This is a genomic window from Kitasatospora sp. NPDC059146 (assembly GCF_042786665.1).
In the GTDB taxonomy this organism is placed as follows: Bacteria; Actinomycetota; Actinomycetes; order Streptomycetales; family Streptomycetaceae; genus Kitasatospora.
Map to the genome: position 1 here is coordinate 1 of NZ_JBHZCY010000127.1, position 26,948 is coordinate 26,948.

The window sequence follows — 26,948 nt, forward strand, 5'->3', positions numbered from 1 at the left end:
GCCTGGGGCAGGGCGCGGGCCGGGTGAGAGCGGGAGCCGCTGTTCCGAGGGACGGGGTGAGCGCGCGATGTGGAGGGGTGGGCGGGCGGCGGGTGAGGTGGGAGGAGGAGGGTGGGGGGCGGGGGGGAGGGGGCGGGCCCCCGGAGTGTCGACGGAGCGAAGCCCCGAAAGCCCCCCACGAAATACCACCGGACCCAGCCCGCGAACCGGGCACAATGGCCTAGTGACGGTGGCCCGTCCGGCGTCGGGGGGCCAGGGGATTGGAGGCCCGGGTGAGCGATCTTCCGCGCAAGGCAGTGACCCGAACGGCACGGCTCGCCGCCCTGCCGCTGGGCATAGCCGGTCGCGCCACGCTCGGACTGGGCAGGCGCATCGGCGGCCGGTCCGCCGAGGTGGTGACGGCCGAGCTCCAGCAGGCCACCGCCGACCAGCTGTTCAAGGTGCTGGGCGAGCTCAAGGGCGGGGCGATGAAGTTCGGGCAGGTGCTGTCCGTCTTCGAGGCCGCGCTGCCCGAGGAGGTCGCCGGTCCGTACCGGGCGGCGCTCACCAAGCTGCAGGACGCCGCTCCCCCGATGCCCGCCGCCAAGGTGCACACCGCCCTGGCCGAGCGGCTCGGGGAGGGCTGGCGCGAGCTGTTCCTGGAGTTCGACGACCGTCCGGCGGCGGCCGCCTCGATCGGCCAGGTGCACCGCGCGGTCTGGCACGACGGCAGACGGGTCGCCGTCAAGGTGCAGTACCCGGGTGCGGGCGAGGCCCTGCTCGCCGATCTTTCCCAGCTGTCCCGGGTGGCCTGGCTGCTCGGCCCGCTGATCCCCGGGCTGGACATCAAGCCGCTGATCACCGAGCTGCGCGAGCGCGTCTCGGAGGAGCTGGACTACGAGCTGGAGGCCCAGGCCCAGCGTCGGCACGCCGAGGAGTTCGCGGGTGACCCGGACATCGTGGTGCCGGTCGTGGTGGCGCAGGCCGACCAGGTGCTGATCACCGAGTGGATGGATGGCACTCCGCTGTCCGAGGTGATCGCGAACGGCACCCAGGAGGAGCGCGACCGCGCCGGGCAGCTGCTGGCCCGGTTCCTGTTCGCGGGCCCGTCACGGACGGGGCTGCTGCACGCGGACCCGCACCCGGGCAATTTCCGGCTGTTGAAGGACGACGGCCCGATCGGGGGCTGGCGGCTGGGCGTGCTGGACTTCGGCACCGTGGACCGTGTGCCGGGCGGGCTGCCCGCGCCGATCGGGGCCTCGCTGCGGATGGCCCTGGACGGCGACGCGGCGGGCGTGCTGACGATGCTGCGCGAGGAGGGCTTCGTGAAGCCCTCGATCGAGCTGGACCCGGACGCGGTGCTGGACTACCTGCTGCCGATCATCGAGCCGGCGGCGGTGGACAGCTTCCACTTCACCCGGGTCTGGATGCGGGCCCAGGCGGCCCGGATCGCCGATCCGCGCTCGCCCGCCTACAACCTGGGCAAGCAGCTGAACCTGCCGCCCTCGTACCTGCTGATCCACCGGGTGACGCTGAGCACCATCGGGGTGCTGTGCCAGCTGGGCGCCAAGGCGCCGTTCCGCGCCGAGATGCTGGAGTGGCTGCCCGAGTTCTCCGGTGAGCGCCCCGCGAAGCCCGCCGGGGCGGGCGGCCCGGCCGAGCACGCGAAGCGCACCGCGTCCGCCCCGCCCGGCAAGCCCACCAAGTCCGCGAAGCCGCCCAAGGCCGCCAAGCCCGCCCGCGACTGAGCCGACCCCCCGAGGGCGGGCGCCGCGCACAAGCACAACGGCCGCAGGCCGCTCCCCGTTACGGGGGGCGGCCTGCGGCACGACGGGGGTCAATCGGATCGGCGGCGAACCGCCTGTGCCGGCGCTACATCAGCGCGACGGCGAGCGCCTTGCGGGCGCGCAGCGAGGCCCGCTCGGCCCGCTGCCGGAGCTTGCGGGCCCGGACGACCCGGCTGACGAGGCGTTGTTCCTCGGCCTCGTGGAGCCTGTCTTGCATATGGGCACGGGCCAGGGATTCATGCAGGAGTTGCATTTCGAGGGTCCTGTTCTGGATCTGAAGTTCGGTGGTCTGCTCAGCGCGGACGGTCGGATCGATGGCGGCGGGGGTCATGTGGTGGTCCTGCTCGTGGTGCGTGCTCGGAAATGGGACGGTGCGGGCTGCTGCGTCGGCCTTGGCGGCGGCGATCCGTACGGACCGGCGGAGGGCGCTGTCCAGCGGGGGCTGCTCTCCCCGGCGGACTGCCCTGGCGTCGTGGGCGGGGTTCACGCCATGACCTCGGTCTTGCGCGGACGCCCACGCGGCCGCTTGCGGGCCACGACGACACCCTGGACGAACAGTTCGCCGCCCCAGACGCCCCACGGCTCGCGCCGCTCCAGGGCGCCCGCGAGGCAGGCCTCCTTCACCGGGCAGGTGCCGCAGAGGGACTTCGCGTACTCGACGTCGGCGGGCGTCTCGGCGAAGAAGACCTCGGGGTCGAAGGCGCGGCAGGGGATGGGGAAACCGAGCGCCTCGGCCTGCTCGATCGAGTTGAGCTGCATGAACGGAACCTCCGGAGGGTCGGCCTGGTCGGCCTTGGTGATCTGGCTTGTCGGCGGTACGGACGGGATGGGCGGCGTGATGACCGTGGACACTGTGGGCGTCTTCCTCGTCTTCTCAGTGGTTCCGGCCCAGGGAACTGGTGGTGCTGGGCCGGAGGCCCCGGAGGGCCTGGGTGGTCTTGCGTACCGGACAAAACAGAAGGGCCGCGGATCCCGGTGTGACGGGTTCCGCGGCCCTGGAGGTGCCGACCTGAGGCTGACTCAGGTTCGTTCTCTCCAGGGTTCAGGCCCGCGGAAGGCCCGCATCCGGACGGCCTCGGCGCCGATAAAGGCGGCCTTGGCCTGGTTGATCTGCTGCTCGTTCTGCTTCTGGGCGTTTCCGGCACCGACGGCCTGCGCATAGTCGCCATGCATCGCGGCGATTACGACTGACTTCGGTGCCTGGAGCGGTCGCTGGTCGCACTCGGGGCGCGACGTGCCGACCTGCGCCCAGCCACGGGACAGACCGGTCTCGACGACGATGCCTTCGACACTCCTGCCGCCCGTGGGGCACAGATCAGTGTGTCCAAGACCACTGACAGCGGAGGCGACGGAGACACCGGTGGTGTCGAGACCCAGACCGGTTCCACCGAGCTCGGCGAGCGCCCGCAGACGGGCGGCACGCAGGGAGGCAGCGACAACGGTCTGGCCAGTCATTTTGGTGATCATGATGTTTCCCACTGTCTTCGCCTCCTCTCGGCGTCTCGCGGAGCCTGGTTTCCCTGGCTCCGAATGTTCGGATGTCTGTCTCGGTGAAGCTGGTGAAGCGTGAAGCGGGTGAAGCTGTGTGGCGTGGGGAATCGGCACAGGTCTCACCCCGTGCGACCGCGTCCCCTTGACCGCTCCGGCAGGCTATTGCGCTCCCGGTATGCCGCGCAAACTATTTTTCACGCGAGTTCACGCGGCGCCATCGACGGCGCGGTCCGCGCGACGTTCCGCGGCGGTTGCGAAGTCCCCCGAGCAGTCCCCTGGACCGCGCCCGTGCCGGCTCACGCCGGATCGACCGGACCGTCGTCCTCGACGCCGTCCGAATCCTCCTCGGGCTCCTCCCCCGCACACAACGAGAGCACGGCGGCCCCGTACTTGTCCAGCTTCATGGCGCCGACCCCCGAGATCAGGGCCAGTTCCTGCCGGTTCGCGGGCACGTCCTCGGCGATCGCCATCAGCGTCGCGTCGGTGAACACCACGTACGCCGGGACGCCCTGCCCCTTGGCCTGCGCGGCCCGCCAGTCGCGCAGGCGTTCGTAGAGCGCCTCGTCCATCGTGGACGGGCAGTCCTCGCAGCGGCGCAGCTTGCGTTCGACGGCGTCGGTGAGCGCCTTGTCGCAGACCCGGCACTTGACCGGGCCGCGGACCCGCCGGGCGGCGGAGCGCTCGCCGGGCTCGACGCCCCCCCGCCCGCCCCGCGCGCCGGTGCGCGCGCCCGGGGCGGTGGAGCCGGGGCGCAGCCCGTCCATGAAGCGGCTGGGCTTGCGGGAGGCACGGCCGCCCGGGGAGCGGGAGAGGGCCCAGGAGAGGCTGAGGTGCTTGCGGGCGCGGGTGACGCCGACGTAGAGGAGGCGGCGTTCCTCCTCGATCTGTTCGTCGGTCTTGGCGTAGATGATCGGCAGGGTGCCCTCGGTGAGGCCGACGAGGAAGACGGCGTCCCATTCGAGGCCCTTGGCGGCGTGCAGGGAGGCGAGGGTGACGCCTTCGACGGCCGGGGCGTGCTGGGCGGCGGCGCGGGCGTCGAGTTCGGCGACGTAGGCGGCGAGGTCGGTGTCCAGGCCTTCGGCGGTGCGGGTGCGCTCGAACTCCTCGGCGAGCCGGACGAGGGCGGCGAGGGACTCCCAGCGGTCGCGGACGGCGCCGGAGCCGGCGGGCGGTTCGGGGGTGAAGCCGCGGCTGGCGAGGACGGCGCGGACCTGGCCGGCCAGGTCGGGGGCGCCGGCGGTGAGGGGGTCGGCGGCGGCGCGGGCGGCGCCGCGCAGCAGGACGCCGGCGTCGCGGACCTCGGGGCGCTCGAAGAAGCGTTCGGCGCCCTTGAGCTGGTACGGGACGCCGAGGTCGGCGAGGGCCTGCTCGTAGACCTCGGACTGGCCGTTGGTGCGGAACAGGACGGCGATCTCGCTGGCGCGCACGCCGGCGGCGATGAGGTCCTTGATCCGGCGGGCGGTGGTCTCGGCCTCGGTGGGTTCGTCCTCGTACTCGGTGTAGACGGGTTCGGGGCCGGCCTCGCGCTGGGAGACGAGTTCGAGGCGGTGGCGGGCGGCCTCGCCGCGGGCCTGGGAGAGCAGTCCGTTGGCGAGGTGGACGACCTGGGGGGTGGAGCGGTAGTCGCGGACGAGTTTGACGACGGTGGCCTCGGGGTGGCGGCCGCGGAAGTTGAGCAGGTAGTCGGGGGTGGCGCCGGTGAAGGAGTAGATGGTCTGGCTGGCGTCGCCGACGACGCACAGGCTGGCGCCGCCGCCGTCGCCGGTCCACCGGTCGAGCAGGCGCTGCTGGAGCGGGGAGACGTCCTGGTACTCGTCGACGGTGAAGTGCCGGTACTGGCTGCGGACCTGGTCGGCGATGTCGGGCCGGTCCTCCAGGATGGCGGCGGTGAGGAGCAGGACGTCCTCGAAGTCGATGTTGCCGCGGCGGGTCTTGGTCTCCTCGTAGACGCGGTAGACCTGGGCGGTCTCGGCCGGGTCGCGGGGGGCTTCGCGGCCGGACTTGGCGACGGCGGCGGGGTAGTCCTCGGGGGCGGTCTGGGTGACCTTGGCCCATTCGATCTCGGCGGTGAGGTCGCGCAGTTCGGTGCGCTGGACGCGCAGTCCGCAGCGGCCGGCGGCCTCGGCGACGAGCTGGACCTTGCGTTCGAGCAGCTGGGGCACCGGGCCGCCGACGGCGCGGGGCCAGAAGTACTGGAGCTGGCGCAGGGCGGCGGCGTGGAAGGTGCGGGCCTGGACGCCGTCGGCGCCGAGCTGGCGCAGTCGGCCGCGCATCTCGCCGGCGGCGCGGGCGGTGAAGGTGACGGCGAGGACCTGCTGGGGCTGGTAGACGCCGCTGCGCACGCCGTAGGCGATCCGGTGGGTGATGGCGCGGGTCTTGCCGGTGCCGGCGCCGGCGAGGACGCAGACGGGGCCGTGCAGGGCGGTGGCGACGGCGCGCTGTTCGGGGTCGAGCCCGGCGAGGACGGCGTCGGGGCCCGTGGCGGTGCCGGGGTCGGCCCAGGGGGAGCCGTGGGGGCCGTCGTAGGGGCTGCCGCTCAAGAGGTCTTCCTGCATGCGTTCCATCCTCTCAGCCCGCTGGGACAACGGGGGCGGGGTTGTCCACAGGCCCGGTGCGATCGCAGGATGATCGCTCTGCTCCGTGCGTCCTGGGGCCGGAATGACTGCCACCCGGTGGACGTTGCGGCTGTCAGAACGTACGAACCCCTCTTTCGAAGGAGCCCCCTCGATGTCCGGCAGCGTGACGATGTACAGCACGACCTGGTGTGGTTACTGCAACCGGCTCAAGAGCCAGCTGGACCGCGAGGGCATCGGCTACACCGAGATCAACATCGAGGAGGACCCGGCGTCGGCGACGTTCGTCGAGTCGGTGAACGGCGGCAACCAGACGGTGCCGACGGTGCTGGTGCAGCCGGTGGGCGGCGGGGAGCAGGTCGTGATGACGAACCCGAGCCTGATCCAGGTCAAGAAGGCCCTCGCGGCCTGACCCGCCACGGTCCGCCCGGGTCCGCCGGGATCCGCCCCGGTCCACTCTGGGTCGCCGGGTCCGCCGGGGTCGGCGCGCGTCACTGCGCGTCGGCCCGGGCGGGGTCGACGGGGGCGGCGGGGGCGGGCAGGCTGGTGCGCGCGCCGAGGTCGCCGATGCCGTAGACGAGTCGGCTGCGGTCGGCGGAGTAGCGGGTCTCGATGACCCGGACGGGGCCGCGCCGGTCGTAGGTGACGCGGGTCTGGACCATCAGCGGGACGCCGGGGCCGCCCTGGAACCACTGGGCCTCCTCGGGGCCGGGCATCCGGGCGACGAGGTGGTCGACGGCGCCGATCTCGGTGCGGCCGAGGGTGGCGAGGACGGCTTCGTCGCCGCCTTCGACGGGGTCGGGTTCCATCAGCGGGGTGCCGGCGGCGAGTCCGGCCCGGTAGTGGCTCTCCTCGATGGAGTACGGCTCGCGGTCGAGCAGGCGCAGCTGGCGGCGGACGACGATGGCCTCGCCGGGGCGCAGTCCGAGGCGTTCGGCGATGTCGACGCGGGCCCGGACGATCATCATCTCGAAGTCGGTGCTGAGTTCGCGCCCGGCTTCGGCGGCCTCGCCGAGGTAGACGGTGGAGGGGGCGGCGAGGCAGTCGCGCGGTGCGGGGGTCAGGGTGGGGCCGTAGGCGCGGTGGTCGAGCACGGGGTGTTCGCGCAGGTAGGTGCCCTTGCCCTGGAGGCGGACCAGCCGGCCTTCGTTGACCAGGACGTCGACGGCGAGGCGGACGGTGTTGCGGGCGACGCCGTACTGGCGTTCCAGTTCGCTCTCGACCGGGAGGGCGGCGGCGGCGGTGAACTCGCCTTCGGCGATCCGGCGGCGCAGGTCGGCGGCGAGGCGCTGGTATTTGGGGGATTGGGCGGAGCCCCGGGGGATTGTCACCCGAGTGAATGTAGCGAGCGCGGTGACGCGGTTTCAGCCGTTTCCGGCAATGTCGTCCGCGCGGGTTGACGGTGGGGGCGCCGGAGTGCCCCGCGGTAGCAGAACTGGCCCGTCCGGTTACGAACAGACGATCGTGGCGGGTTCGGGAAGAGCTCGAAAAGGAAATAGGGGGCGCGCGGCAAGAGCCACGCGCCCCCTTCTCCTCGGGCGTCCCGGAAATCCGTACCGGATGACCGGATCGCCCGATGACCGGACGACGGGATAGCCGGATGACGGGACAACCGGACGACCGGACGGCCGAATACCGGGACTACCAGCGCGCCGCCGAGGGCAGCGGCTCGCCGTACCAGAGCTCGACCAGGTGGCGGGCGATCGAGATGCCGGAGGGCGGCAGGATCTCCCCGGCCTCCATCCCGGCCCGCAGTTCCTCGCGGGAGAACCAGCGCGCCTCGGCCAGTTCCTCGCCGTCCACGGTGATCTCGGTGCCGCCGGGCAGCGCCTTGCCGGTGAAGCCGAGCATCAGACTGGACGGGAACGGCCAGGGCTGGCTGGCGACGTAGCGGACCTCGCCGACCCGCACCCCCGCCTCCTCGTGCACCTCGCGGGCGACCGCCTGCTCGATCGACTCCCCCGGCTCGACGAACCCGGCCAGCGTGGACCAGCGGCCCTCCGGCCAGAGCGCCTGGCGGCCGAGCAGGCAGCGGTCCTGCTCGTCGGTGATCACCATGATCACCGCCGGGTCGGTGCGCGGGTAGTGCTCGGCCGCGCAGGAGGTGCAGCGCCGCACGTGCCCGGCGCCCGCCTTCTCGGTGGGGTGGCCGCAGCGCGAGCAGAAGCTGTGCAGCCGGTGCCAGTGCTCCAGGGCGACGGCGTGCACCAGCAGCCCGGAGTCCCGGTCGGACAGCATCGCGCCGACCTCGCGCAGCCCGGCGGGGCGGGCGTCGCCGTCCAGCCGGCCGGGCAGGCTCTCGCCGGCCAGCGCGAAGTACGAGACGCCGTCCCGGTCGGTGCCGAGGAAGTAGCGGTCCCCGGTCTGCGGCGCCTCGAAGGAGGGCAGCAGGACGAGTTCGGTGCCCTCGGCGGTGTCCACGACGAAGGCCTCGCCGCCGGCGATCGGCAGCACCCGGGTGGCGGGGTGGCTCCAGGCCGCGGCCAGCCAGGGCTCGTCGAACCGGTGCTCGGCGGCCCGCTCCACCCCGGCCCTGGCCAGGGCCAGGGCTCGCGGGCGCTCGGTCTCAGGCTCGGTGCTCACGTCGTTCCATCCCCACGTGGTGAATCATCCGGATGAGTGATCTGACTGCTGTTCCGCGGGCGCGGCGGCTCACGCGCCGGGCCGGAAGTTCTCGGCCAGGTCGCCCCACAGGTAGGCGGCGGTCTCGACGCCCTTGGCCAGCAGGTCCAGCTCGACCTTCTCGTTGACCGAGTGCCAGCCGTCCGAGGGCACCGAGATGCCGAGGAACAGCACCGGTGCGCCCAGCACGTCCTGGAGGTCGGCGGCGGGGCCGGAGCCGCCCTCGCGGGTGAAGAGGATCTTCTGCCCGAAGGCGCGGCCCATCGCGCGGACGGTGGACTGCAGCGCCGGGTGGTCCAGCGGGGTCAGGCAGGGCCGGGTCGCGCCGGGGAAGACCAGCTCGTACCGGATGCCCTCGGGGACCTGCTCGGCGACCCAGGACCGGACGGCCTCGCGGACCTTCTCCACCTCCTGCCCGGCGACCAGCCGGAAGGACAGCTTGAGGTGCGCCGAGGACGGCACGATGGTCTTGCCGCCGGGGCCGGTGTAGCCGCCCCAGATGCCGTTGACCTCGGCGGTGGGCCGGGCCCAGACCCGCTCCAGGGTGGAGTACCCGGCCTCGCCGCGGGTGCCGTACGACTTGGCGACGCGCAGCCACTGCGCCTCGTCGAAGGGCAGTTCGGCGAACAGCTCGCGCTCTCGCTCGGTCAGCTCGACGACCCCGTCGTAGAAGCCCGGGATCGCGACCTTCCGGTCGGCGTCGTGCAGGGCGGCGGTCAGCTCGGCCGCGACCTCGGCCGGGTTGGGCACGGCGCCGCCGAAGGAGCCGGAGTGGATGTCGGTGTCCGGGCCGTACAGGTCGAGCTGGGCGTCGGCGAGGCCGCGCATGCCGGTGCAGACGGTCGGGGTGGTCTCGGACCACATCCCGGTGTCGGAGATGACCACCACGTCGGCGGCCAGCCGGCCGGCCTCGCGCCGGACCAGGTCGGCGAAGTGCGGCGAGCCGGACTCCTCCTCGCCCTCGATCAGCAGCTTGAGGTTGACGGCCGGCGCGGTGCGGCCGGTGGCGGCCAGGTGGGCGCGCACGCCCAGGGTGTGGAAGAACACCTGGCCCTTGTCGTCGGCGGCGCCGCGCGCGTACAGCCGGTTGCCGACCACGGTCGGGGTGAACGGCTCGGTGTCCCAGCCGTCCTCCTTCGCCGCGGGCTGCACGTCGTGGTGCCCGTAGACCAGGACGGTCGGCGCGGACGGGTCCCCGGACGGCCACTCGGCGAACACGGCCGGCAGCCCGTCGGTCTCCCACACCTCGGCCACCGGGAAGCCGGTCCCGCGCAGCTTAGCGGCCAGCCAGTCCGCGGAGCGGCGCACGTCGCCGGCGCGCTCCGGGTCGGCGGAGACGGAGGGGATCGCCAGCCACTCGGAGAGGTCGGCGAGGAAGGCGGCCTGGTGCTGGTCGATGTAGGAGCGGACGGCGCTGTCCGGGGTACTCGTCATACCGACGACTGTAGTTCGCCCGTGCGGGTGCCCGCCCCGGCCCTCCGGGTGCCGGACGCCGTCGGGCCTGTAACCTCCGTCACCCCCGCCGCCGGGAGGGGCGACGGGGGTGGCGGTCGGGGGCGGCCGGGGCCGGGCGCGGCGATCGGGGCGGCCTCGACCGGGCGCGGCCCCACCCGGGCGGCGGGCCTCAGCCGGTGCGGCGCAGCAGCGAGATCCGCGAGCGGGTGAGCAGCGCGGCCAGGCCGGCCGCGAGCAGCGGCAGCACCACGACGGTGGTGCCGATGGTGGCCCAGGGGAAGACCACGGCCCCCTTGTTGGCGAGCTCCTCCGGGCTGATCCCGGGGTAGCCGGCCGCGAGTCCCTGGACCTTGCGCAGGGCGACGGCCGGGACGACGCCGCTGATGACGCCGAGCAGGGTGCCCATGGCAGCGATCACTCCGCACTGGAAGCCGGACAGCGTGCGCCGGATGCGCGGTTCGGCGCCGACCGCTGCGAGGGTGGTCAGGTCGCGCTGGGAGTCGGCGGCGGCCAGTCCGGTGGCGATGCCGGCGGCGCCGAGGGCGACGAGGGCGGCGAAGCCGGCCAGGCCGAGGCCGACGAGTCCGGCCTTGGACTGGTAGCCGCGTTCGACGTCGAGCACGGTGCGGTCGGTGAGCTTGGCGAGTGCGCCGTCGGCCTTCTGCTGGTCGCCGTCGGAGGGTGCGGCCGCGGGGAGCCAGACCGAGCCGGCCGGCCTGGTGCTGAAACCGAGGCGGGTGGCGGTGTCCGGGGTGATGACGATCTGGCCGGGGGCCGGCAGTACGGAGGGGGCGAGGACGGCGTCGACCTCGGTCTCGGTCTCCTTGGGCTTGGGGGCGGAGCCGTCGGCGCTCGCGGCGACCGGTTCGGTGTACCGCAGGGCGACCTTGCCGTCCTTGTAGTAGCGCGGGTCGAAGACCACGGCCTTGCCGGCGGCGAGGGCCTGAACGGCCGCCGGGTCGGTGACGCCGTAGAGGTTGCGCAGCAGGGTGGCGTCGCCGGCGGCGAGGTCGCCGTACTGGCTGCCGCCGCGTTCGTGGATCTGGCAGCGCGGGTCGGTGTTCATCACCCGCTTGATCTCGTCCGGTCCGGCCGGGCTGTCGCGGTCGAAGACCGGGCAGCGTCGCTCCTTGGGCGGCATGACCTGGATGTAGCCGCAGTAGGAGCCGGACTGGCAGTCGCCCTTGAGGTCGACGTGGGAGACGTCGGCGCGCGGGCCGAGGCCGGGGATGGAGCGTTCCACGGTGTCGCGCATCTGCGGGAGCAGCTTGGCCTCGGTGGTGTTGCCGAAGCCGCTGTTGAGGATGACGGCGCCGGCCGGGCCGGCGGCGGCGTACTCGCGGCGGTACTGCTCGTCGTAGCTGGCGAGGAAGACGTTGACGGCGACGGAGCCGGCGACGGCGGCCATCACGGCGGCGACGGCGGGTGCGGTGCGGCCGCGGTGGCGGACGGAGTCGCGCAGGGCGAGCCGGGGGCCGAGCGAGAGCCAGCGGCCGAGCTTGCCGAACAGGCCGACCAGGTACGGGGTGAGGGCGACCATGCCGAGTTCGGCGATGAGCGAGCCGCCGAGGACGGCGAGGGTGCGGCTGGAGAAGCCGCTGGTCGCGCCGACCAGGGCGAGGGCGGCGCCGCCGGCGAGCATCAGCAGGCCGAGCAGGGCCAGTTTGCGGCTGGGGGGCTTGAGCGAGTCGCGGCCGGTGAGCGCGGAGACGACGTCCTGCCGGGAGGCCTGGACGGCGGGCACGATGGCGGCGAGCAGTCCGGTGACCAGGCCGACCAGGAGGACGCCGAGCAGGTCGAGCGGCTGGAGGTTGAAGTGGCCGAAGCGGGCGCCGGAGTACTCCTCGGCCTGGGTGCGCAGCAGGGCGACCAGGCCGATGCCGAGGCCGAGGCCGACGGCGGCGCCGGTGAGGCCGAGGACGATGCCGCCGCCGAGGACGACCGCGCGGACGTTGGCGCGGTCACCGCCCGCGGCCGCGAGCAGCCCGAGCTGCCGGCGCGAGCGTCGGGCCCCGACGGCGAAGGCGGGGCCCGCGAGGAGGACGATCTCCAGCAGGGCCATGCCGACGACGGTGCCGAGGATGACGACGGAGGTGCGGTCGAGCAGGGCGGTGCCGCTGGCGCCGCGGATCCGGTCCAGCTCGGTGTAGTAGGGCACCTGGGCGCGCGGGGGCGGGTCGAGCACGACGGTGCGGGAGGCCACGAGGAAGCCGTAGCCGTTGAGTTCGGTGACCTTGGCCCAGTCGAGGACGGCGCCGGCCGGGAGCTTGACCAGCCAGCGGTCGACGGGGTTGGAGTCGGAGCCCATGTTCGGGTTGGCGTTCGGGAGCTTGCCGACCAGGGTGCCGGGGCGGGCGAGGATCTCGGTGCTCTTGAGGTCGCCGGGGTACTCGACGACGGCGGTGATGGTGAAGGGGCTGGACTCCAGGCCGCGGACGGTGGTGCGGTCGCCGATCCGCAGGCCGGAGCGGTTGAGGAACTCGCGGGTGACGGCGGCCTGTTGGTCGTTCACGGGGGCGCTGCCCTCGACCACGTCGACCAGGCCGCGCCAGACCGGGTCGGTCAGGTCGGCCTCGCCGGTGCGGGTGGTGAGCAGGCCCTCGGTGCTGCTGGCGGCGGTCTGCGGGCCTTCGACGTGCGGCACCAGGGTGCTGCCGGGCGGCAGCAACTGCTGGGCGAGCCGGGCGGGTTCGGTGTCGCGGGCGCGCTGCTGGGCGGGGGTGTACTGGGGGGCGGCGCCGTCCTTGGTCTCGTACTTGGGGCTGAGGACGCGGTAGGACTGGTCGCCCGGGTCGGGGGCCTGCAGGATGGAGGCGCCGCGGTCGGGCATCTCCAGGTGGGCGTCGGCGCGGCCCATGGTGCGCACGACGCGTTCGGAGGGTTCGAGGGTGGCGCTGCGGAAGAACACGTCGGCGCCGGTGACGCCGAGGACGGGCAGCGCGACCATGGCGACGACCAGGGCGCTGCGGCCCTTGGCGCGCAGGGCGTCGCGGCGGGCGATGCGCAGGGCGAGCCGCCAGGCGCTGGGCTTCACTCGTCCACCTGCTTGCTGCCGGCGGCCTGGCTGTTGGCGGCGGCGCTGACGAGCAGGCTGGCGGCGTCCTGGCTGACGGACTCGTCGACCATGCGGCCGTCGCGCAGGAAGACGACGCGGTCGGCCCAGGCGGCGTGCCGGGCCTCGTGGGTGACCATCATGGCGGCGGCGCCGGCGTCGCAGCGGGCGCGCAGCACGGCGAGGACGGCTTCGCCGGTGGTGGAGTCGAGGGCGCCGGTGGGTTCGTCGGCGAGGACGAGGCGGCGGTCGCCGATCAGGGCGCGGGCGATGGCGACGCGCTGCTGCTGGCCGCCGGACATGTCGTCGGGGAAGCGGTCGGCGAGTTCGGGGATGCCGAGCTCCTCCAGGGCGGCGAGGGCTTCGCGGCGGGCGGCGCGGGCGGAGACGCCGTCGAGTTCGCGCGGCAGCGAGATGTTCTCGGCGGCGGTGAGGGCCGGTATCAGGTTGTAGTCCTGGAAGACGTAGCCGATGGAGCGGCGGCGGACCTGGGCGAGCTTCTTGCGGGTGAGCCCGCCGAGGGAGACGCCCTCGACCAGGACCTGGCCGGTGGTCGGGCTGTCGAGGCCGCCGGCCAGGGTGAGCAGGGTGGACTTGCCGGAGCCGGAGGGGCCCATGACGGCGACGAACTCGCCGGGGTGGACCTTGAGGTCGACGCCGCGCAGGGCCTGGACCTCGGCGGCGCCCTGGCCGTGGACGCGGGTGACGTTCTCCAGGTGCAGCACCGGTGTCGGCCGGGGCTGTTGGGTGTGGGACACGGTTCCCCCCTTGTGCTGGGTACGGCTGGGTACGGGTGGGGCGCCGCCGGGGCGCCGGCCGGGTGTCGGGTGGCCGGGCGCCGCTCGGGCGCGGGTACGGCTTGCGGGTGCGTCTCAGGCGCGGGTGCGGCGGCCGAGCCGCTTGGGTTTCGCGGCGCCGTCGCGGGCGGCTTCGGCGGCCTTGGCCTGCCGGAGTTCGGCCTGCTGGGCGAGCCTGGTCTCGCAGTGGTCGAGCCAGCGGATCTCGGCCTCGGTCTGGAAGATCAGCTGGTCGAGGACGAGCAGCCAGGCGAGTTCGTTGCTCTCGGAGGGGACGGCGCCGGGTCTGGTCTCGCCCGCGAGGGCGCGGCCCTTGAGCCGGGTGTAGTCCTGGAGGGCCTTGATGCTGTGCCGGCGCTGGCCCTGGACGACGGCGGAGACGTCCACCCCGGGGACGGTCACGGCCATCGCGAGCTTGATGGCCAGTTCGTCGCGCGGGGGGCTGGTGCGGGGCACCGGGGTGTCGAACCAGGCCCGCAGTTCGGCGCGGCCGGCGTCGGTGACGGCGTAGAACTGGTGGCCCTCCTCGTCCTCCCCGGCGGCCTCGACCAGGCCGTCGCGTTCCAGGCGGGACAGGGTGGTGTAGACCTGCCCGACGTTGAGCGGCCAGGTGGCGCCGGTGCGCGCCTCGAACTCGGTGCGCAGTTGGTAGCCGTAGCGGGGGCCCTGGTCGAGCAGGGCGAGCAGACCGTGGCGGATGGACATACTCAGTATGTATACCCGGTATGCCCTGCGGCCTCAAGCCGCGCCCCCTCCGGTACCGTCGTGCGGTGTGAGCCAGTTGCGCATCGCCACCTTCAACCTGTTGCACGGCCAGCCCCTCGCCCCGGACGGCACCCCGTTGCCCTACCCGGCCGACGCGGGCGCCCCGTTGGCGCAGGCGGTGGCCGCACTGGACGCCGACGTCCTGGCCCTCCAGGAGGTGGACCGGCACCAGGCGCGCTCGGGCGGCACCGACCAGGCGGCGGTGGCGGCCGCCGCGATGGGCGCCGGCGACTGGCGCTTCGCCGCCGCGCTGCACGGGCGCCCGGCGCCGGTGGCCGGCTGGGTGCCGGAGCCGTCCGGGCCCGCCGGGCTGCGGGTGTACGGACCGGCCGAGGTCGGCGACGGCGCCCCGCCCTCGTACGGCACGGCGCTGCTGACCAGGCTGCCGGTGCGGCACTGGCGGGCCCGCCGGTTCGCCCCGGCACCGTTCGGACTGCCGCTGCGGGTGGCCGGGCGGCGCGGGCTGACCCCGGTGCCGGACGAGCCCCGGGCCGCGCTGGCGGCCGTGCTGGAGGGCGAGCGCGGCCCGTTCACGGTGGTGGCCGCGCACCTGTCCTTCGTGCCGGGCTGGAACATGGCGCAGCTGGCCGGGATCCGGCGCTGGATCGCCGACCTGCCGCAGCCGTACCTGGTGCTGGGGGACTTCAACCTGATCGGCGCGGTGCCGCGCACGGTGCTGGGCGGGGCGACGGCGCTGGAGCGCACCGCACCGCGGGCACGGGTGCGGGAGCTGCGGGCGGCCCGCCGGGCCCGGCCGGCGCTGGGCGCCGGGCTGGGCACCGCGCGCCGGCGGCGGGTGCGCGAGCCGCGGGCCCGGCTGCAGGGCTGGTACGACCTGGCGCGCACGCCGACCTACCCGGCGCACCGGCCGGCGGTGCAGTTCGACCACGTGCTGGCGGTCGGCGTACCGCGGGCCGTGGTGGGTCCGGCGGCGGCGCCGCACGCCGGGGTGTCGGACCACCGGCCGCTGCTGGTCCGGGTGTCGCTGTAGGGCGTTCCGGCTACCGCTTGATCAGGAGGCCGGCCTGCTGGGGCAGGTGGGCGAGGGCGGGCGGGGTCGGGTCGTACTGCAGGAGCAGCATGGCCGCGTCGTCGCCGAGCTGGCGCCCGACGTGGCGCACCACGTCCTCGTGCAGGCGCTGCAGGACGTCCGCGGGGTGGCCGTCGGCGCAGCGCGGGAAGCGCTCGGCGAGCGGGTAGAAGGTGCCGGAGCGGTCGCGGGCCTCGATCATCCCGTCGGTGAACAGCAGCACCCGGTCGCCGGCCAGCAGCGGTACCCGGTGCACCGGGGGGCGGACATCGGCCGGGTCGAGCACGCCCAACGGCGGTACGGTCTCGGCGAGTTCGAGCGGGTGGACCAGGCCGCCGCGGAGCAGCAGCGGCGCGGGGTGGCCGCAGTTGACGAGTTCGGCGGTGCCGTCCGGTCCGACCCCGATCAGGACCAGGGTGACGAACTCCTCCTCCACGCCGGGGTGGTCGTTCTCGTGCAGGGCGCGGTCGAGGCTGACGGCCAGCCAGCCGGCCACCCGGTCGAGGGCGGGCTCCTGGTGGGCGGCCTCGCGGAAGGCGCCGAGGACGGCGGCGGCGGTCTCGACCGCGCCGAGGCCCTTGCCGCGGACGTCGCCGACCACGGCCCGCACCCCGTGCCGGGTGTTGACGACCTCGTACAGGTCGCCGCCGATCCGGGCGTGGGCGGCGGCGGCCTCGTAGTGGACGGCGGCGCGCACGCTGCCGACCCGTTCGGGGACGGGCCGCAGCAGCACCCGGCGGGCGATCGAGGCGACCAACTGGGCGTCGGCCAGGGCGCGTTCCTGGCGCAGTCGCAGGGTGGCGCTGACCCAGCCGATCGTGGCGACCAGCAGGATCGCGATGACGCTGGCGGCGTGCACGGACTCGCCGAGCGCGTCGCTGCGCAGGGCCATCAGGAAGGCCGCCGCCTCGGTGCCCAGGCCGATGACGAGCGGGTACCAGGTGCGGCGGCTGACCACGGCGGCCAGCGCGGGTACGGCGGTGAGGGCGGGTTCGACCGTCACCTCGGTGCCGCTGAGGTAGTCGAGGGCGACGATCAGCGCCATGCCGAGGAGGGGCAGCGCGAGCGCCGTCCTCGGCCAGGTGCCGGTCGTGCCCGGTGCGGGTCCCGGGGTCGGCCCGGTGAACCGCTCTCTGATCCATCCGGTCGCGCTCAACTTCGGTCTCTCCAGCAGAAGACGCCGATGCCCGTGGGCACCTGCGGCGATGACTGAGGGTTAGGGAATGCGGGCCTCGCCGGCGGCCGGAGTACGGGGGTTGACCGGTTACCGACCCCACAATAGGCGCGAAACGTGCACGACGCACAGGTTTCGGACGTCGGCGCGATGACTCGGGTGCTCTGCGTGACTCATTAGTCACTGTTCCCGATCAGGAGCCGTTCCAACTCTTTTCGGTCGGGAAGTCGCTCCGGACGTACGATCCGTCCGCTGCGGACGTACAGGAACGACGCCGTGACCTGCTCGGGATCAACGCCCGCCTGCTCCGCCCAGGCCAGCCGGTAGACGGCGAGCTGCAGCGGGTCGGCGGTCTCCTCCCGGTGGGTCTTCCAGTCCACCACTTCGTAGCGTGACGCACCACTGGATTCCGACACCCCGTCACCGTCCCGGTAGACCGCGTCGATCCGGCCGCGCACCACCCGCCCCGCGAGCACCAGGTGGAACGGGGCCTCCACCCGGTACGGCCGGCGCCGGGCGTACGGGGTGCGCAGGAACGCCTCCTTGAGCTGCTCCAGGTCCCGCTCGTCCTCGATGCCGTCGTCGTCGGCGCCGGGCAGCGCGCCGGGCTCGATCAGCAGCAGCGGCTCGATCCGGGACTGCACCCAGGCGTGGAAGCGGGTGCCGCGCCGGGCGGCGGGCTGCGGGGGGCGCGGCATCGGCCGGGCCAGCTCGTGCGCGAAGCCGTCCGGGTCGGCGGCCAGGCGCAGCAGCTGGGTGGCGGACAGCGCGGGCGGCAGCGGGACCTCGCGGGCGGTGCGCCGGGAGCGCTCCAACTCGCCCAGCAGCGCGGTCAGGTCGCGGTCCCAGGAGGCGACCTGGCGCTGGTCCTCGACGGCCATGGGTTCCGCCTCCCCCGCGGGCCCTCCGGCCAGGCGGGTGCGCACCACCTCGGCGACCCGGCGGCGGGCGTGCTGGGCGGCCGGGTCCAGCGGCAGCGGCCAGGGGCGCTCGACGGCGTCGGCCAGCGCCGGGTTCCGGGCGTCCTTCTCCGGCTGCTCGGCCCAGTGCTCGACCTCGCCGGCGCCGGGCCGCTCGCAGTGGGCGCGCAGCTGCTCCAGGAAGGCGGACGGGCCGCGGACGGTCTTCTGGCTGGGCCCCCACCAGTGCCCGGAGGCCAGCAGCAGGGCGCGGGGGCGGGTGAACGCGACGTAGCCCAGGCGCAGTTCCTCGGTGCCGGAGTGCTCGGCCAGCTCCTTCTTGAACGCGGCCATCGACTTGGACGTCCAGCCGCCGCGCACGTCGGGCAGGGTCGCGCGGTCGCCGCGCAGGGCGTGCGGGAGCACGCGCTTGGTGCTGGTCCAGCGTTCGCGCGGGCTGCCGGACGGGAACGCGCCCTTCACCAGGCCGGGGACGGCCACCACGTCCCACTCCAGGCCCTTGGACTTGTGCGCGGTGAGCACCTTCACGGTGTCCTCGCCGCCGGGCAGGCTGCTGTCCAGGCCGCGGTCGTGCTCCTGGGCGGCGCGCAGGAAGCCGAGGAAGGCGGCCAGGCCCGGGTCGCCGTCCAGGTCGGCGAAGGAGGCGGCGACGTCCAGGAAGGCGTGCAGGGTCTCCCGCCGGCGGGCGGCCAGCGCCTGCGGGGAGGCGGACAGCTCGACCTCCAGGCCGGTGACGGTCAGCACCCGGTGCAGCACGTCCATCAGCGGGTCGGCCAGCGAGCGGCGCAGCTCGCGCAGTTCGGCGGCGAGCCGGGCGAAGCGCACCCTGGCCTCGGCGGAGAACGGCAGGTCGTCGGGCTGGTCGCCCTCCCCGCCGGGAGAGAGGAAGGTCTCGACCGCGTCGGCCAGCGAGACCACCTCGGTGGGGTCGGCCTCGGCGACGGCCGCGGCCAGCGCCTCCACGCCCTCGGGCCGCTCGGTGCGCACCAGTTCGGCGGCCCGGCGGCCGAGCAGGGCGAGGTCGCGCGGGCCGATCCGCCAGCGCGGGCCGATCAGCAGGCGCACCAGGGCGGCGTTGGCGGTCGGGTCCTGGAGCACCTCGCAGACCGCCACCAGGTCGGCCACCTCGGGCAGTTGCAGCAGCCCGCCGAGTCCCACCACCTCGACCGGGACCTCGCGGGCGACGAGCGCGGCGTGGATGTCGGGGAAGGCCGCGCCGCCCCGGCAGAGCACGGCGATCCGGCCGGGCGCGGTGCCGGTGCGCACCAGGTGGGCGATCGAGTCGGCGAGCCAGTCGACCTCCTCGGCGTGGGTGGGCAGCAGCGCGGCCCGCACGTAGCCGTCCTGTTCGGCGCCGGGTGCCGGGCGCAGCGCCTCGACGCCCTCGTGCAGGGCGCGCAGCGGGGCGGCGAGCTCGTTGGCGAAGGCGAGCAGCCGGCCGCCGCTGCGGCGGTTCTCGCTGAGCGCGTAGCGGTCGGCGGGGCGGCCGTCGGCCTTCGGGAAGTGCCGGGGGAAGTCGTCGAGGTTGGCGACGGAGGCGCCGCGCCAGCCGTAGATGGCCTGGCAGGGGTCGCCGACGGCGGTCACCGGGTGGCCGCCCCCGGTGTGCTCGGGGCCCGCGCCGAACAGGCCGGCGAGCATCAGGCGCTGGGCGACGGAGGTGTCCTGGTACTCGTCCAGCAGGACGACCCGGTACTGGCCGCGGAGCAGTTCGCCGACCTCGGGGCGCTGCTGGGCGAGGCGGGCGGCGGCGGCTATCTGGTCGCCGAAGTCCATCAGCCCGGCGCCCCGCTTGCGGCGGCGGTACTCCTCGACCAGGCGCAGCAGTTCCAGCCGGGCGCGGGCGGTGACGGGGACGGCCCGCAGGTCGTCGTTGCCGAGCTTGACGGTGGCGAGGGTGTCGAGCAGCTGCTCGTCGTGGGCGCGCAGGGCGGCGGGCTCGACCAGGTGCTCGGCGAGTTCGCCGTCCAGGGCGGTGAGGTCGGCGACCAGGTTGGCGAAGGTGCCGGTGAGGGCGGGGAAGGGGCCGCGGGCGGTGCGCAGCACCTTGGCGGCGAGCTGGAAGCGGGTCGCGTCGGCGAGCAGCCGCACGTCCGGCTCGATGCCGATCCGCAGGCCGTGCTCCTTGAGCAGGCGGCCGGCGAAGGCGTGGTAGGTGGAGATCTCGGGTTCGCCGAGCGGCTCGCCCTCGTCCCGGTCGGCGACGCCGGCCCGGAGCAGGGCGGTGCGGACGCGTTCGGCGAGTTCGCCGGCGGCCTTGTTGGTGAAGGTGAGGCCGAGCACCTCCTCGGGCCGGACGGCGCCGGAGCCGACCAGCCAGACGACCCGGGCGGCCATCACGGTGGTCTTGCCGGAGCCGGCGCCGGCCACGATCACGGCCGGGGCGAGGGGGGCGCCGATGGCCGCCATCTGTTCCCGGTTGAACGGGATGCCCAGCAGCTCCTTGAGCTGGTCGGGATGGCTGAGCACGGCGGTCACCCCGCAACCGTAACGGGCACCGACGACACTCCGGACACCCGGCGAACGTGACCCCGGCTACTCGACCGGCTACTCGACCAGCTGGGCGCCGTCGCGCTGGGCGGAGCAGCTGCGGCGGAAGGAGCAGCGGTCGCAGCCGCCGCCGGTCTGCGGGACGAAGCGTTCGGCGAGGACCTTGCCGGCGGCCTCGGCGAGCAGGTTCTCGATCCACGGCTCGCCCTCGGGCGGCTCCTGCCGCTGCACCTTGGGGGCGTCCGGGTCGGCCTTGGCGGCGGCCTCGCGCAGGTGGACGAGTTCCGCGCCGCCGGTGGCCGGGGGGTGCTCGGTGAAGCCGGGCAGCTCGTTGAGGGCGCCGGCCCGGACGGCCAGCTGGTAGACGGCGAGCTGCTTGTGCTCGGGCAGCGACTTGTCGGTGGGGATCTGCTTGCCGGTCTTGAAGTCGACCACGTAGGCGCGTCCGGCGTGGTCCTTCTCGACCCGGTCCATCGAGCCGCGGATGCGCACCGAGACGCCGCCGACGTCGAGGGTGACGTCGAAGCCGTGCTCGGTGGCGACCAGGTCGCGGCCGCGCTCCAGGACGTGCCAGTTGAGGAAGCGCTCCAGGGCGGTGCGGGCCTCGCCCTTCTCCTGCTGGGACTTCCAGGGGGCGTCGAAGGCGAGGGCGTCCCAGACGGTGTCCAGGCGGGCCATCAGGACGGAGAGGTCGGCGGGGGTGCGGCCGGAGCCGACCTCGTCGGCGAGGGCGTGCACCACGTTGCCGAAGCCCTGGGCGGCGGTGCCGGGGGCGCGGGCCTTGACCTCCTTGTCGAGGAACCACTGCAGCGAGCAGTTCTCCAGCTGTTCCAGGCCGCTGCCGGACAGCCGGACGGGCGCGTCGGCGCTGCGCAGCGGCTCGGGGGCGGTGGTGGCGTCGTCCAGGCCCCACCAGCGGTCGGGGTGGGCGGCGGGCACCAGCGGCAGCCCGTCCTCGTCGGTGGCGGCGGCCAGGGTGGCGAGGCGTTCGGCGGCGGCGCGGCGCAGTTCGGGCGAGCGGGCGGGGTCGACGGTGACGGCGCGCAGTTCGGCGACCAGGGCGGCCACCGAGAGCGGGCGGCGCGGGCGGTGGGTGACGTCCTCGACGGTGACCGGCGGGGTGCGGCGCACCACCTTGCCGGTCCGGGGGTCGACGTCCTCGCGGTAGAGCTCGCGCAGGAAGCGGGAGGGTTCGTCGCCGTCGTCGGCGGGCGCCTTGACGGCGGTGACGATCAGCCGTTCCTTGGCGCGGGTGGCGGCGACGTAGAAGAGCCGGCGCTCCTCGCCGAGCAGGGCGGCCGGGGAGAGCGGTTCGGCGAGGCCGTCGCGGCCGATCCGGTCGGCCTCCAGGAGGGAGCCGCGGCGGCGCAGGTCGGGCCAGAGGCCGTCCTGGACGCCGGCGACCACGACCAGGCGCCACTCCAGGCCCTTGGAGCGGTGGGCGGTCATCAGCCGCACCGCCTCGGGGCGGACGGTGCGGACGGTGAGGGTGTCGGCGGCGATGTCCTGGGCTTCGAGTTCGGCGAGCAGGTCGAGGGCGCTGCGGTGGCCGGTGACCTGCTCCTCGGCGCGGGCGGCGGTCTCGAACAGGGCGCACAGCGCGTCCAGGTCGCGGTCGGCGTTGCGGCCGGCGGCGCCGCCGCGCAGGGCGGCGCGCTCCAGGCGTTCGCGCCAGCGGCGGCTGCCGTCCCACAGCTCCCACAGGGCGTCCTCGGCGGTGCAGCCGCCGGCCAGCAGTTCGCGGACCTTGCGCAGCAGGGTGCCGAGGTCGCGGGCGCGGCGGGCGGTGGCCGGGTCGAGGGCGATCAGCCGCTCGGGTTCGGCGAGGGCCTCGCGGATCAGTTCGCCGGCCGGACGCGGGGCGGCGGGGACGCCGTCGGGACGGCCGTCGGAGCCGCCGTCGGGACCGCCGTCGGCGCGCGCGGCGGCGCGCAGGGCGGCGCGTTCCTCCTCGCGCAGGGCGCGGCCGAGGCGGCGCAGGTCGGAGCCGTCGAGGCCGCCGAGCGGGCCGGTGAGCAGGGTGTGGGCCAGCTCCTCGGTGAGCGGGTCGGGGGTGTGCGGGCCGGGGGTGTCGAGGAGGGCCCGCTTGTCGCGGGCGGCCTGCTCGGCGCAGACCCGCAGGGCGAGCAGCAGCTGGGCGACGGCGGGTTCCTCGCGCAGCGGCAGGTCGTCGCCGTCGATCTCCAGCGGGACGCCGGCCGCGCCGAGGGCCCGCCGTACGCCGGGGATGGAGCGGGCGCCGGCCCGGACCAGGACGGCCATCTCGCCCCAGGGCACGCCGTCCTCCAGGTGGGCGCGGCGCAGCAGGTCGGCGATCGAGTCGAGTTCGGCGCCGGGGGTGGGGTAGGTGTACACCTCGACCCGGCCGCCCTCGCGGGAGGGCAGCAGGGCGCGGTGCTGGGCGAGTTTGTCGGCGGGCAGCCGGCCCATCGGCATCCGGCGGGCGAGTTCGCGGGAGGCGGCGAGCAGCAGGGCGCCGGAGCGGCGGGAGACCCGCAGCACCTTGACCTCGGCGGGGGTGCCGTCGGGGCGGCGGAAGGCCTGGGGGAAGTCGAGGATGCCGTTGATGTCGGCGCCGCGGAAGGCGTAGATCGACTGGTCGGGGTCGCCGACGGCGATCAGGTCGCGGCCGCCGCCGGCGAGCCGGCGCAGCAGCCGGACCTGGGAGGGGTCGGTGTCCTGGTACTCGTCGACGAGGACGACGTCGTAGCGGCGGCGCAGTTCCTCGCCGATCTCGGGGCGTTCGGCGAGCAGGACGGCGCGGTGGACGAGTTCGGCGTAGTCGAGGACGCCGCGCAGGTCGAGCACGTCGAGGTAGTCGGCGAGGAAGTGCGCGGCGGCGGCCCAGTCGGGGCGCTGGACGCCCTGGGCGAAGCGTTCGAGTTCGGCCTCGCCGAGGCCGAGTTCGCGGCTGCGGGCGAGTACGGCGCGGACTTCGTCGGCGAAGCCGCGGGTGGTCAGGCAGGCGCGCAGGTCGAGCGGCCAGGCGATCCGGCCGCGGCCGTCGCTGGCGTCCTCGGCGCCGCCGGCCAGCAGTTCGCGGACCATGACGTCCTGTTCGGGGCCGGAGAGCAGCCGCAGTGGTTCGGCGTAGTCCTCCGGGTCCTGGTGGGCGCGCAGCAGGGCGTAGCAGAAGGAGTGGAAGGTGGTGGCCTGCGGGGTGGCGGCGGTGGAGCCGAGCCGGCCGGACATCCGGTCGCGCAGTTCGACGGCGGCCTTGCGGCTGAAGGTGAGGACGAGGATCTTCTCGGGGTCGGTGCCGTCCTGGATCCGCCGGGCGACCGCCTCGACCAGGGTGGTGGTCTTGCCCGTGCCCGGTCCGGCGAGGACGAGCAGCGGGCCGCCGGTGTGCTCGACCACGGCGCGCTGGTAGGCGTCCAGCACGGGCGGGTCGGGCTGGACGAGCGGGTTGCGCACGAGCCGGTAGGGCGAACTCACGAACGGGTCCTGGGGTTGTACGGAGAGTCATGGCCGGGGCGGGCCGCGCGGGCCCGCCCGCATCGAGCCTACGATCCTGCCCCGTCAATCCCGTCCGCGCTCGGGATTCGGTGAAGTCTCCCCGCCGTCCCAGCGGGCCTGCCCGAGGTCGACCCGGGGCGGGTCGGCGAGTGGGCGCAGCGGGGTGCCCTCCTCGCCGTAGTGGGCGAGGGCGCGGTGCTCGTGGCCGGGCAGCAGGCGGCCGTCCGCGCGGATCACCCGCCACCAGGGCACCGAGCCGCCGTACAGGGCCATCACCCGGCCGACCTGCCGGGGGCCGCCCTGGCCGAGGTACTCGGCGACGTCGCCGTAGGTCATCACCCGGCCGGGTGGAATCCGCTCGGTCAGGTCGAGCACCAGTTCGGCGAACGGTGGTAGGGCGTCCGGGACGCCGTCGTCTGTTACGTCCGTCACCTGCGGCATTCTTCCTCATGGGGACGCGCGCGCGGCCCCGTACGAACGACCCGCCGCGCCCGATCCGGCCCCTGTCCAGCACGGGGGGCCGGGGCATGCCACCATCTTCGGGGCGGTGAGTGGTGATACGAGGACAAGACCAGATGACCGGGACGGCTGACGTGGGCGTGGACAAGGACTCCGACGAGTCCGGATCCGTCGTGCCCCCGGCGCCCGGTGACGAGTCCGAAGGGCGGCCCGGGAGCGGGCCGACCCCGGAAGTCTCCCTGATCAAGGACCTGACGATCAAGACCCCCACGCCCGAGAAGGCCCCCGGGGCCCCGGCGGAGCCGCCCGCACCCGCGCCCGCCGCGCCCGTCCCCGCCCCGGCCGCGCGGACCGAGTACCACGACCCGCTGGACGACGCCCCGCACCTGGACGTCGACGAGCCGCTGCTCGCCGCCCGCGCGCACCGCCCGTCCGACCTGATCCGCTTCCTGGCCGGGGTCTTCGGGATAGTCGCCGTCTTCGTCCTGGCCGGCATCGCCACCTCGACGACCACCGGCATCGAGCAGGACATCGCCACCAACGCGCCGCACTTCTCCGCGGTGCTGTCCACCATCACCGGCCTGGTCTCCAGCGTCGCGGTGCTCGCCGTGCCGCTGGCCTTCGCGGTCGAGCGGCTGATCAAACGCGACGGCCTGCGGGTCGCCGACGGCGTGCTCGCCTCGGTGCTCGCGTACGGCGTCTCGCTGGGCATCGACTGGTGGGTGGCCGAGGGCGCCTCCGAGCACATCCGCACGGCGCTGACCCGGCTGCCGCTGGACAGCAACGGCAGCCTCACCGACCCGGTGCACGGCTACCTCGCCCCGGTGATCGCCTACATGACCGCCGTCGGCATGTCGAGCCGACCGCGCTGGCGGGTGGCGCTGTGGGTGGTGGTGGTCTTCAGCGGGGTCACCGAGCTGCTCGGCGGCTACACCACCCCGCTGTCGCTGATGCTCACCGTGCTGATCGGCTGGTCCGTCGCCTACGGCACGCTGTACGCGATCGGCTCCCCCAACATCCGGCCCACCGGCCAGCACCTGATGATCGGCCTGCGCAAGGTCGGCTTCACCCCGGACGGCGCCCACCGCGCCCCGGACGCCCCCGGCGGCACCCGCCGCTACTACGTCACCCAGCAGGACGGCCCGCCGCTGGACGTCCACATCATCGACCGCGAGCAGCAGGCCTCCGGCTTCTTCTACCGGGCCTGGCGCCGGCTGCGGCTGCGCTCGGTGGCGGTGCGCCGCAGCCCCCAGTCGCTGCGCCAGGCGCTGGAGCAGGAGGCCCTGATCGCGTACGCGGCGGCCGCCTCGGGCGCCCGCGCTCCGCAGCTGGTGGCCACCTCCGAGCTGGGCCCGGACGCCGCGATCCTGGTGTACGAGAACGTCGAGGGCCGCACCCTGGAGGAGCTCGCCGACGCGGAGGTCACCGACCGGGTGATGGCCTCGCTGTGGCAGTCGGTGGCGGCCCTGCACGAGCGCCGGATCGCCCACCGCCGGCTGACCGGCGAGTCGCTGCTGGTCGTCGACGACGAGACGGCCTGCCTGGTCAACCTGTCCGGCGGCGACATCGCCGCCACCGACCTGACCCTGCGCATCGACGTCGCCCAGCTGCTCACCACCTTCGCGCTGCGGATCGGCCCCGAGCGGGCCGTCGCCACCGCCAACGCGGTGCTCGGCGCGGACCGGGTCGCCCAGGCCCTGCCGCTGCTCCAGCCGGTCGGGATGAGCCGCTCCACCCGGGTCGACCTCGCCAAGCTCACCAAGGAGCGCAAGACCGCCGCCCGGGCCAGGGCCCTGGAGCAGGTCGCGGCCGGCGAGCGCACCCAGGAACAGGCCGAGGAGGACATCGCGGCGGCCGGCGAGGACCTGCTCAGCCGCATCCGCGGCCAGATCCTGCAGATCGCCCCCGAGGCGCCGATGGAGCCCGCCAAGCTGGAGCGGCTCAAGCCGAAGAGCCTGATCATGGTGATCGCGCTCACCTTCGCCGCCTACCTGGCGCTGACCACCATCAAGCCGGCCCAGCTCAAGCTCTCCCAGATGAACTGGGCGTGGGCGGCGGCGGCCCTGCTGGCGGCCGCGTTCAGCTACGTCGCCGCCGCGATGAGCCTGACCGGCTTCGTCCCCGAGCGGCTGCCGTTCCGGCGCACCGTCGCGGCCCAGCTGGCCGGCTCCTTCGTGAAGCTGGTCGCCCCCGCCGCGATCGGCGGCATCGCGCTCAACACCCGCTACCTGCAGAAGGCCGGGATCCGCCCGGGCCAGGCGGTCGCCTCGGTCGGCGCCTCCCAGCTGGCGGGCCTGGCCGGGCACCTGCTGCTGCTGTTCAGCTTCGGCCTGATCACCGGCAGCCAGACCAACGGCGACCTCTCCGCCTCCCGGGCGGTGATCATCGGGGTGCTGACCGCCGCCGTGCTCGCCCTGGTGGTGGCCGCGGTGGCGCCGCTGCGCCGCTTCGTGCTGGGCCGGCTGCGCTCGCTGTTCTTCGGCGTGGTGCCGCGGATGCTCGACCTGATGCAGACGCCCAGCAAGCTGATCACCGGCTTCGGCGGCATCCTGCTGCTGACCCTGTCCTTCACCGCCTGCCTGGACTTCTCGGTGCAGGCCTTCGGCGGCGACGTCAGCTTCTCGGCCGTCGCGGTGGTCTTCCTGACCGCCAACGCGGCCGGCTCGGCGATCCCCACCCCGGGCGGCATCGGCCCGGTCGAGGTGGCCCTGATCGGCGCCCTGACCGTCGCGGACGTCTCCCCCGCGGTCGCCACCCCGGCGGTGTTCCTCTTCCGGGCGCTCACCTTCTGGCTGCCGGTGCTGCCGGGCTGGATCGCCTACAACGTGCTGCAGCGCCGGCACGCGCTCTGAGCGGGGCGCCCGCGGACGCGTCAGGGGCCCCACCGCCGAGCGG

General features: G+C 74.5%; 18 protein-coding genes. 4 read left to right on the forward strand and 14 right to left on the reverse strand.

What is annotated here, in order from left to right; genetic code table 11:
* Nucleotides 1–272: 272 nt before the first annotated feature.
* Complete coding sequence (locus ACFXPX_RS35640; protein ID WP_380525881.1) at nucleotides 273–1,727, forward strand: ABC1 kinase family protein; 1,455 nt, start codon at nucleotides 273–275, stop codon at nucleotides 1,725–1,727.
* Between the two features lie 124 nt (nucleotides 1,728–1,851).
* Here the strand turns inward: ACFXPX_RS35640 and ACFXPX_RS35645 are convergent, their stop codons facing one another.
* From ACFXPX_RS35645 to ACFXPX_RS35660, 4 genes are all read right to left on the reverse strand, one after another.
* Nucleotides 1,852–2,253, reverse strand: a complete 402-nt coding sequence (locus ACFXPX_RS35645) for a hypothetical protein (protein WP_360244644.1) — start codon at nucleotides 2,251–2,253, stop codon at nucleotides 1,852–1,854.
* Nucleotides 2,250–2,618: a WhiB family transcriptional regulator gene (locus ACFXPX_RS35650; protein WP_375884869.1), complete on the reverse strand. Its 369-nt coding sequence runs from the start codon at nucleotides 2,616–2,618 to the stop codon at nucleotides 2,250–2,252. Before ACFXPX_RS35650 ends, ACFXPX_RS35645 begins: the two co-directional genes overlap by 4 nt.
* 168 nt (nucleotides 2,619–2,786) lie before the next feature.
* Nucleotides 2,787–3,245, reverse strand: a complete 459-nt coding sequence (locus ACFXPX_RS35655) for a hypothetical protein (RefSeq protein ID WP_380525883.1) — start codon at nucleotides 3,243–3,245, stop codon at nucleotides 2,787–2,789.
* Nucleotides 3,246–3,553: 308 nt separating this feature from the next.
* Entirely contained in the window at nucleotides 3,554–5,821 is a 2,268-nt protein-coding gene (locus ACFXPX_RS35660; RefSeq protein ID WP_380644529.1) for an ATP-dependent DNA helicase UvrD2, read from the reverse strand.
* Nucleotides 5,822–5,984: 163 nt separating this feature from the next.
* Between ACFXPX_RS35660 and ACFXPX_RS35665 the strand changes: the two genes are divergently transcribed.
* The gene (locus ACFXPX_RS35665) at nucleotides 5,985–6,242 is read left to right on the forward strand and encodes a mycoredoxin (RefSeq protein WP_375884862.1); all 258 of its coding nucleotides are present in this window, start codon (nucleotides 5,985–5,987) and stop codon (nucleotides 6,240–6,242) included.
* Between the two features lie 79 nt (nucleotides 6,243–6,321).
* Here the strand turns inward: ACFXPX_RS35665 and ACFXPX_RS35670 are convergent, their stop codons facing one another.
* The 6 genes from ACFXPX_RS35670 to ACFXPX_RS35695 form a co-directional block, all read right to left on the reverse strand.
* A complete protein-coding gene (locus tag ACFXPX_RS35670) occupies nucleotides 6,322–7,161 on the reverse strand; it encodes a GntR family transcriptional regulator (RefSeq protein ID WP_375884861.1) in 840 nt (279 codons plus the stop codon).
* A gap of 310 nt (nucleotides 7,162–7,471) precedes the next feature.
* Nucleotides 7,472–8,413 (reverse strand): NAD(+) diphosphatase, encoded by a 942-nt coding sequence (gene nudC, locus ACFXPX_RS35675; RefSeq protein WP_375884860.1) that lies wholly within the window; start codon nucleotides 8,411–8,413, stop codon nucleotides 7,472–7,474.
* Nucleotides 8,414–8,482: 69 nt separating this feature from the next.
* The gene (locus tag ACFXPX_RS35680) at nucleotides 8,483–9,886 is read right to left on the reverse strand and encodes a dipeptidase (protein WP_380525887.1); all 1,404 of its coding nucleotides are present in this window, start codon (nucleotides 9,884–9,886) and stop codon (nucleotides 8,483–8,485) included.
* 190 nt (nucleotides 9,887–10,076) lie between these two features.
* A complete protein-coding gene (locus tag ACFXPX_RS35685) occupies nucleotides 10,077–12,941 on the reverse strand; it encodes an FtsX-like permease family protein (RefSeq protein WP_380593847.1) in 2,865 nt (954 codons plus the stop codon).
* Nucleotides 12,938–13,717 (reverse strand): ABC transporter ATP-binding protein, encoded by a 780-nt coding sequence (locus ACFXPX_RS35690; protein WP_380525890.1) that lies wholly within the window; start codon nucleotides 13,715–13,717, stop codon nucleotides 12,938–12,940. The genes ACFXPX_RS35685 and ACFXPX_RS35690 overlap by 4 nt, the downstream gene beginning before the upstream one ends.
* 114 nt (nucleotides 13,718–13,831) lie before the next feature.
* Nucleotides 13,832–14,461 (reverse strand): PadR family transcriptional regulator, encoded by a 630-nt coding sequence (locus ACFXPX_RS35695; protein ID WP_375884850.1) that lies wholly within the window; start codon nucleotides 14,459–14,461, stop codon nucleotides 13,832–13,834.
* Between the two features lie 67 nt (nucleotides 14,462–14,528).
* Between ACFXPX_RS35695 and ACFXPX_RS35700 the strand changes: the two genes are divergently transcribed.
* Entirely contained in the window at nucleotides 14,529–15,512 is a 984-nt protein-coding gene (locus tag ACFXPX_RS35700) for an endonuclease/exonuclease/phosphatase family protein (protein ID WP_375884847.1), read from the forward strand.
* Nucleotides 15,513–15,522: 10 nt separating this feature from the next.
* Here ACFXPX_RS35700 and ACFXPX_RS35705 read toward each other — a convergent pair whose 3' ends face one another.
* The 4 genes from ACFXPX_RS35705 to ACFXPX_RS35720 all read right to left on the reverse strand — a co-directional run bounded on the left by ACFXPX_RS35705 (nucleotide 15,523) and on the right by ACFXPX_RS35720 (nucleotide 24,035).
* Complete coding sequence (locus tag ACFXPX_RS35705) at nucleotides 15,523–16,707, reverse strand: PP2C family protein-serine/threonine phosphatase (protein WP_380593845.1); 1,185 nt, start codon at nucleotides 16,705–16,707, stop codon at nucleotides 15,523–15,525.
* A 194-nt stretch (nucleotides 16,708–16,901) separates the two neighbouring features.
* The gene (locus ACFXPX_RS35710; protein WP_380525894.1) at nucleotides 16,902–20,123 is read right to left on the reverse strand and encodes a UvrD-helicase domain-containing protein; all 3,222 of its coding nucleotides are present in this window, start codon (nucleotides 20,121–20,123) and stop codon (nucleotides 16,902–16,904) included.
* Nucleotides 20,124–20,192: 69 nt separating this feature from the next.
* Nucleotides 20,193–23,573, reverse strand: coding sequence for an ATP-dependent helicase (locus ACFXPX_RS35715; protein WP_380644530.1), 3,381 nt, complete (start codon nucleotides 23,571–23,573; stop codon nucleotides 20,193–20,195).
* A gap of 84 nt (nucleotides 23,574–23,657) precedes the next feature.
* Nucleotides 23,658–24,035, reverse strand: a complete 378-nt coding sequence (locus ACFXPX_RS35720) for an MGMT family protein (RefSeq protein WP_375884839.1) — start codon at nucleotides 24,033–24,035, stop codon at nucleotides 23,658–23,660.
* 134 nt (nucleotides 24,036–24,169) lie between these two features.
* Here ACFXPX_RS35720 and ACFXPX_RS35725 point away from each other — a divergent pair, with 134 nt between their 5' ends.
* Nucleotides 24,170–26,905, forward strand: a complete 2,736-nt coding sequence (locus ACFXPX_RS35725; protein WP_380644531.1) for a flippase-like domain-containing protein — start codon at nucleotides 24,170–24,172, stop codon at nucleotides 26,903–26,905.
* Nucleotides 26,906–26,948 lie beyond the last annotated feature (43 nt).

Excerpts from the sequence above, each read along its gene's own strand:
- ACFXPX_RS35695 (WP_375884850.1), bottom strand. The coding sequence starts at position 14,461 with ATGTCCATCCGCCACGGTCTGCTCGCCCTGCTCGACCAGGGCCCCCGC.
- ACFXPX_RS35665 (WP_375884862.1), top strand. The coding sequence starts at position 5,985 with ATGTCCGGCAGCGTGACGATGTACAGCACGACCTGGTGTGGTTACTGC.
- ACFXPX_RS35725 (WP_380644531.1), top strand. The coding sequence starts at position 24,170 with ATGACCGGGACGGCTGACGTGGGCGTGGACAAGGACTCCGACGAGTCC.
- ACFXPX_RS35680 (WP_380525887.1), bottom strand. The coding sequence starts at position 9,886 with ATGACGAGTACCCCGGACAGCGCCGTCCGCTCCTACATCGACCAGCAC.
- ACFXPX_RS35720 (WP_375884839.1), bottom strand. The coding sequence starts at position 24,035 with ATGCCGCAGGTGACGGACGTAACAGACGACGGCGTCCCGGACGCCCTA.
- ACFXPX_RS35660 (WP_380644529.1), bottom strand. The coding sequence starts at position 5,821 with ATGGAACGCATGCAGGAAGACCTCTTGAGCGGCAGCCCCTACGACGGC.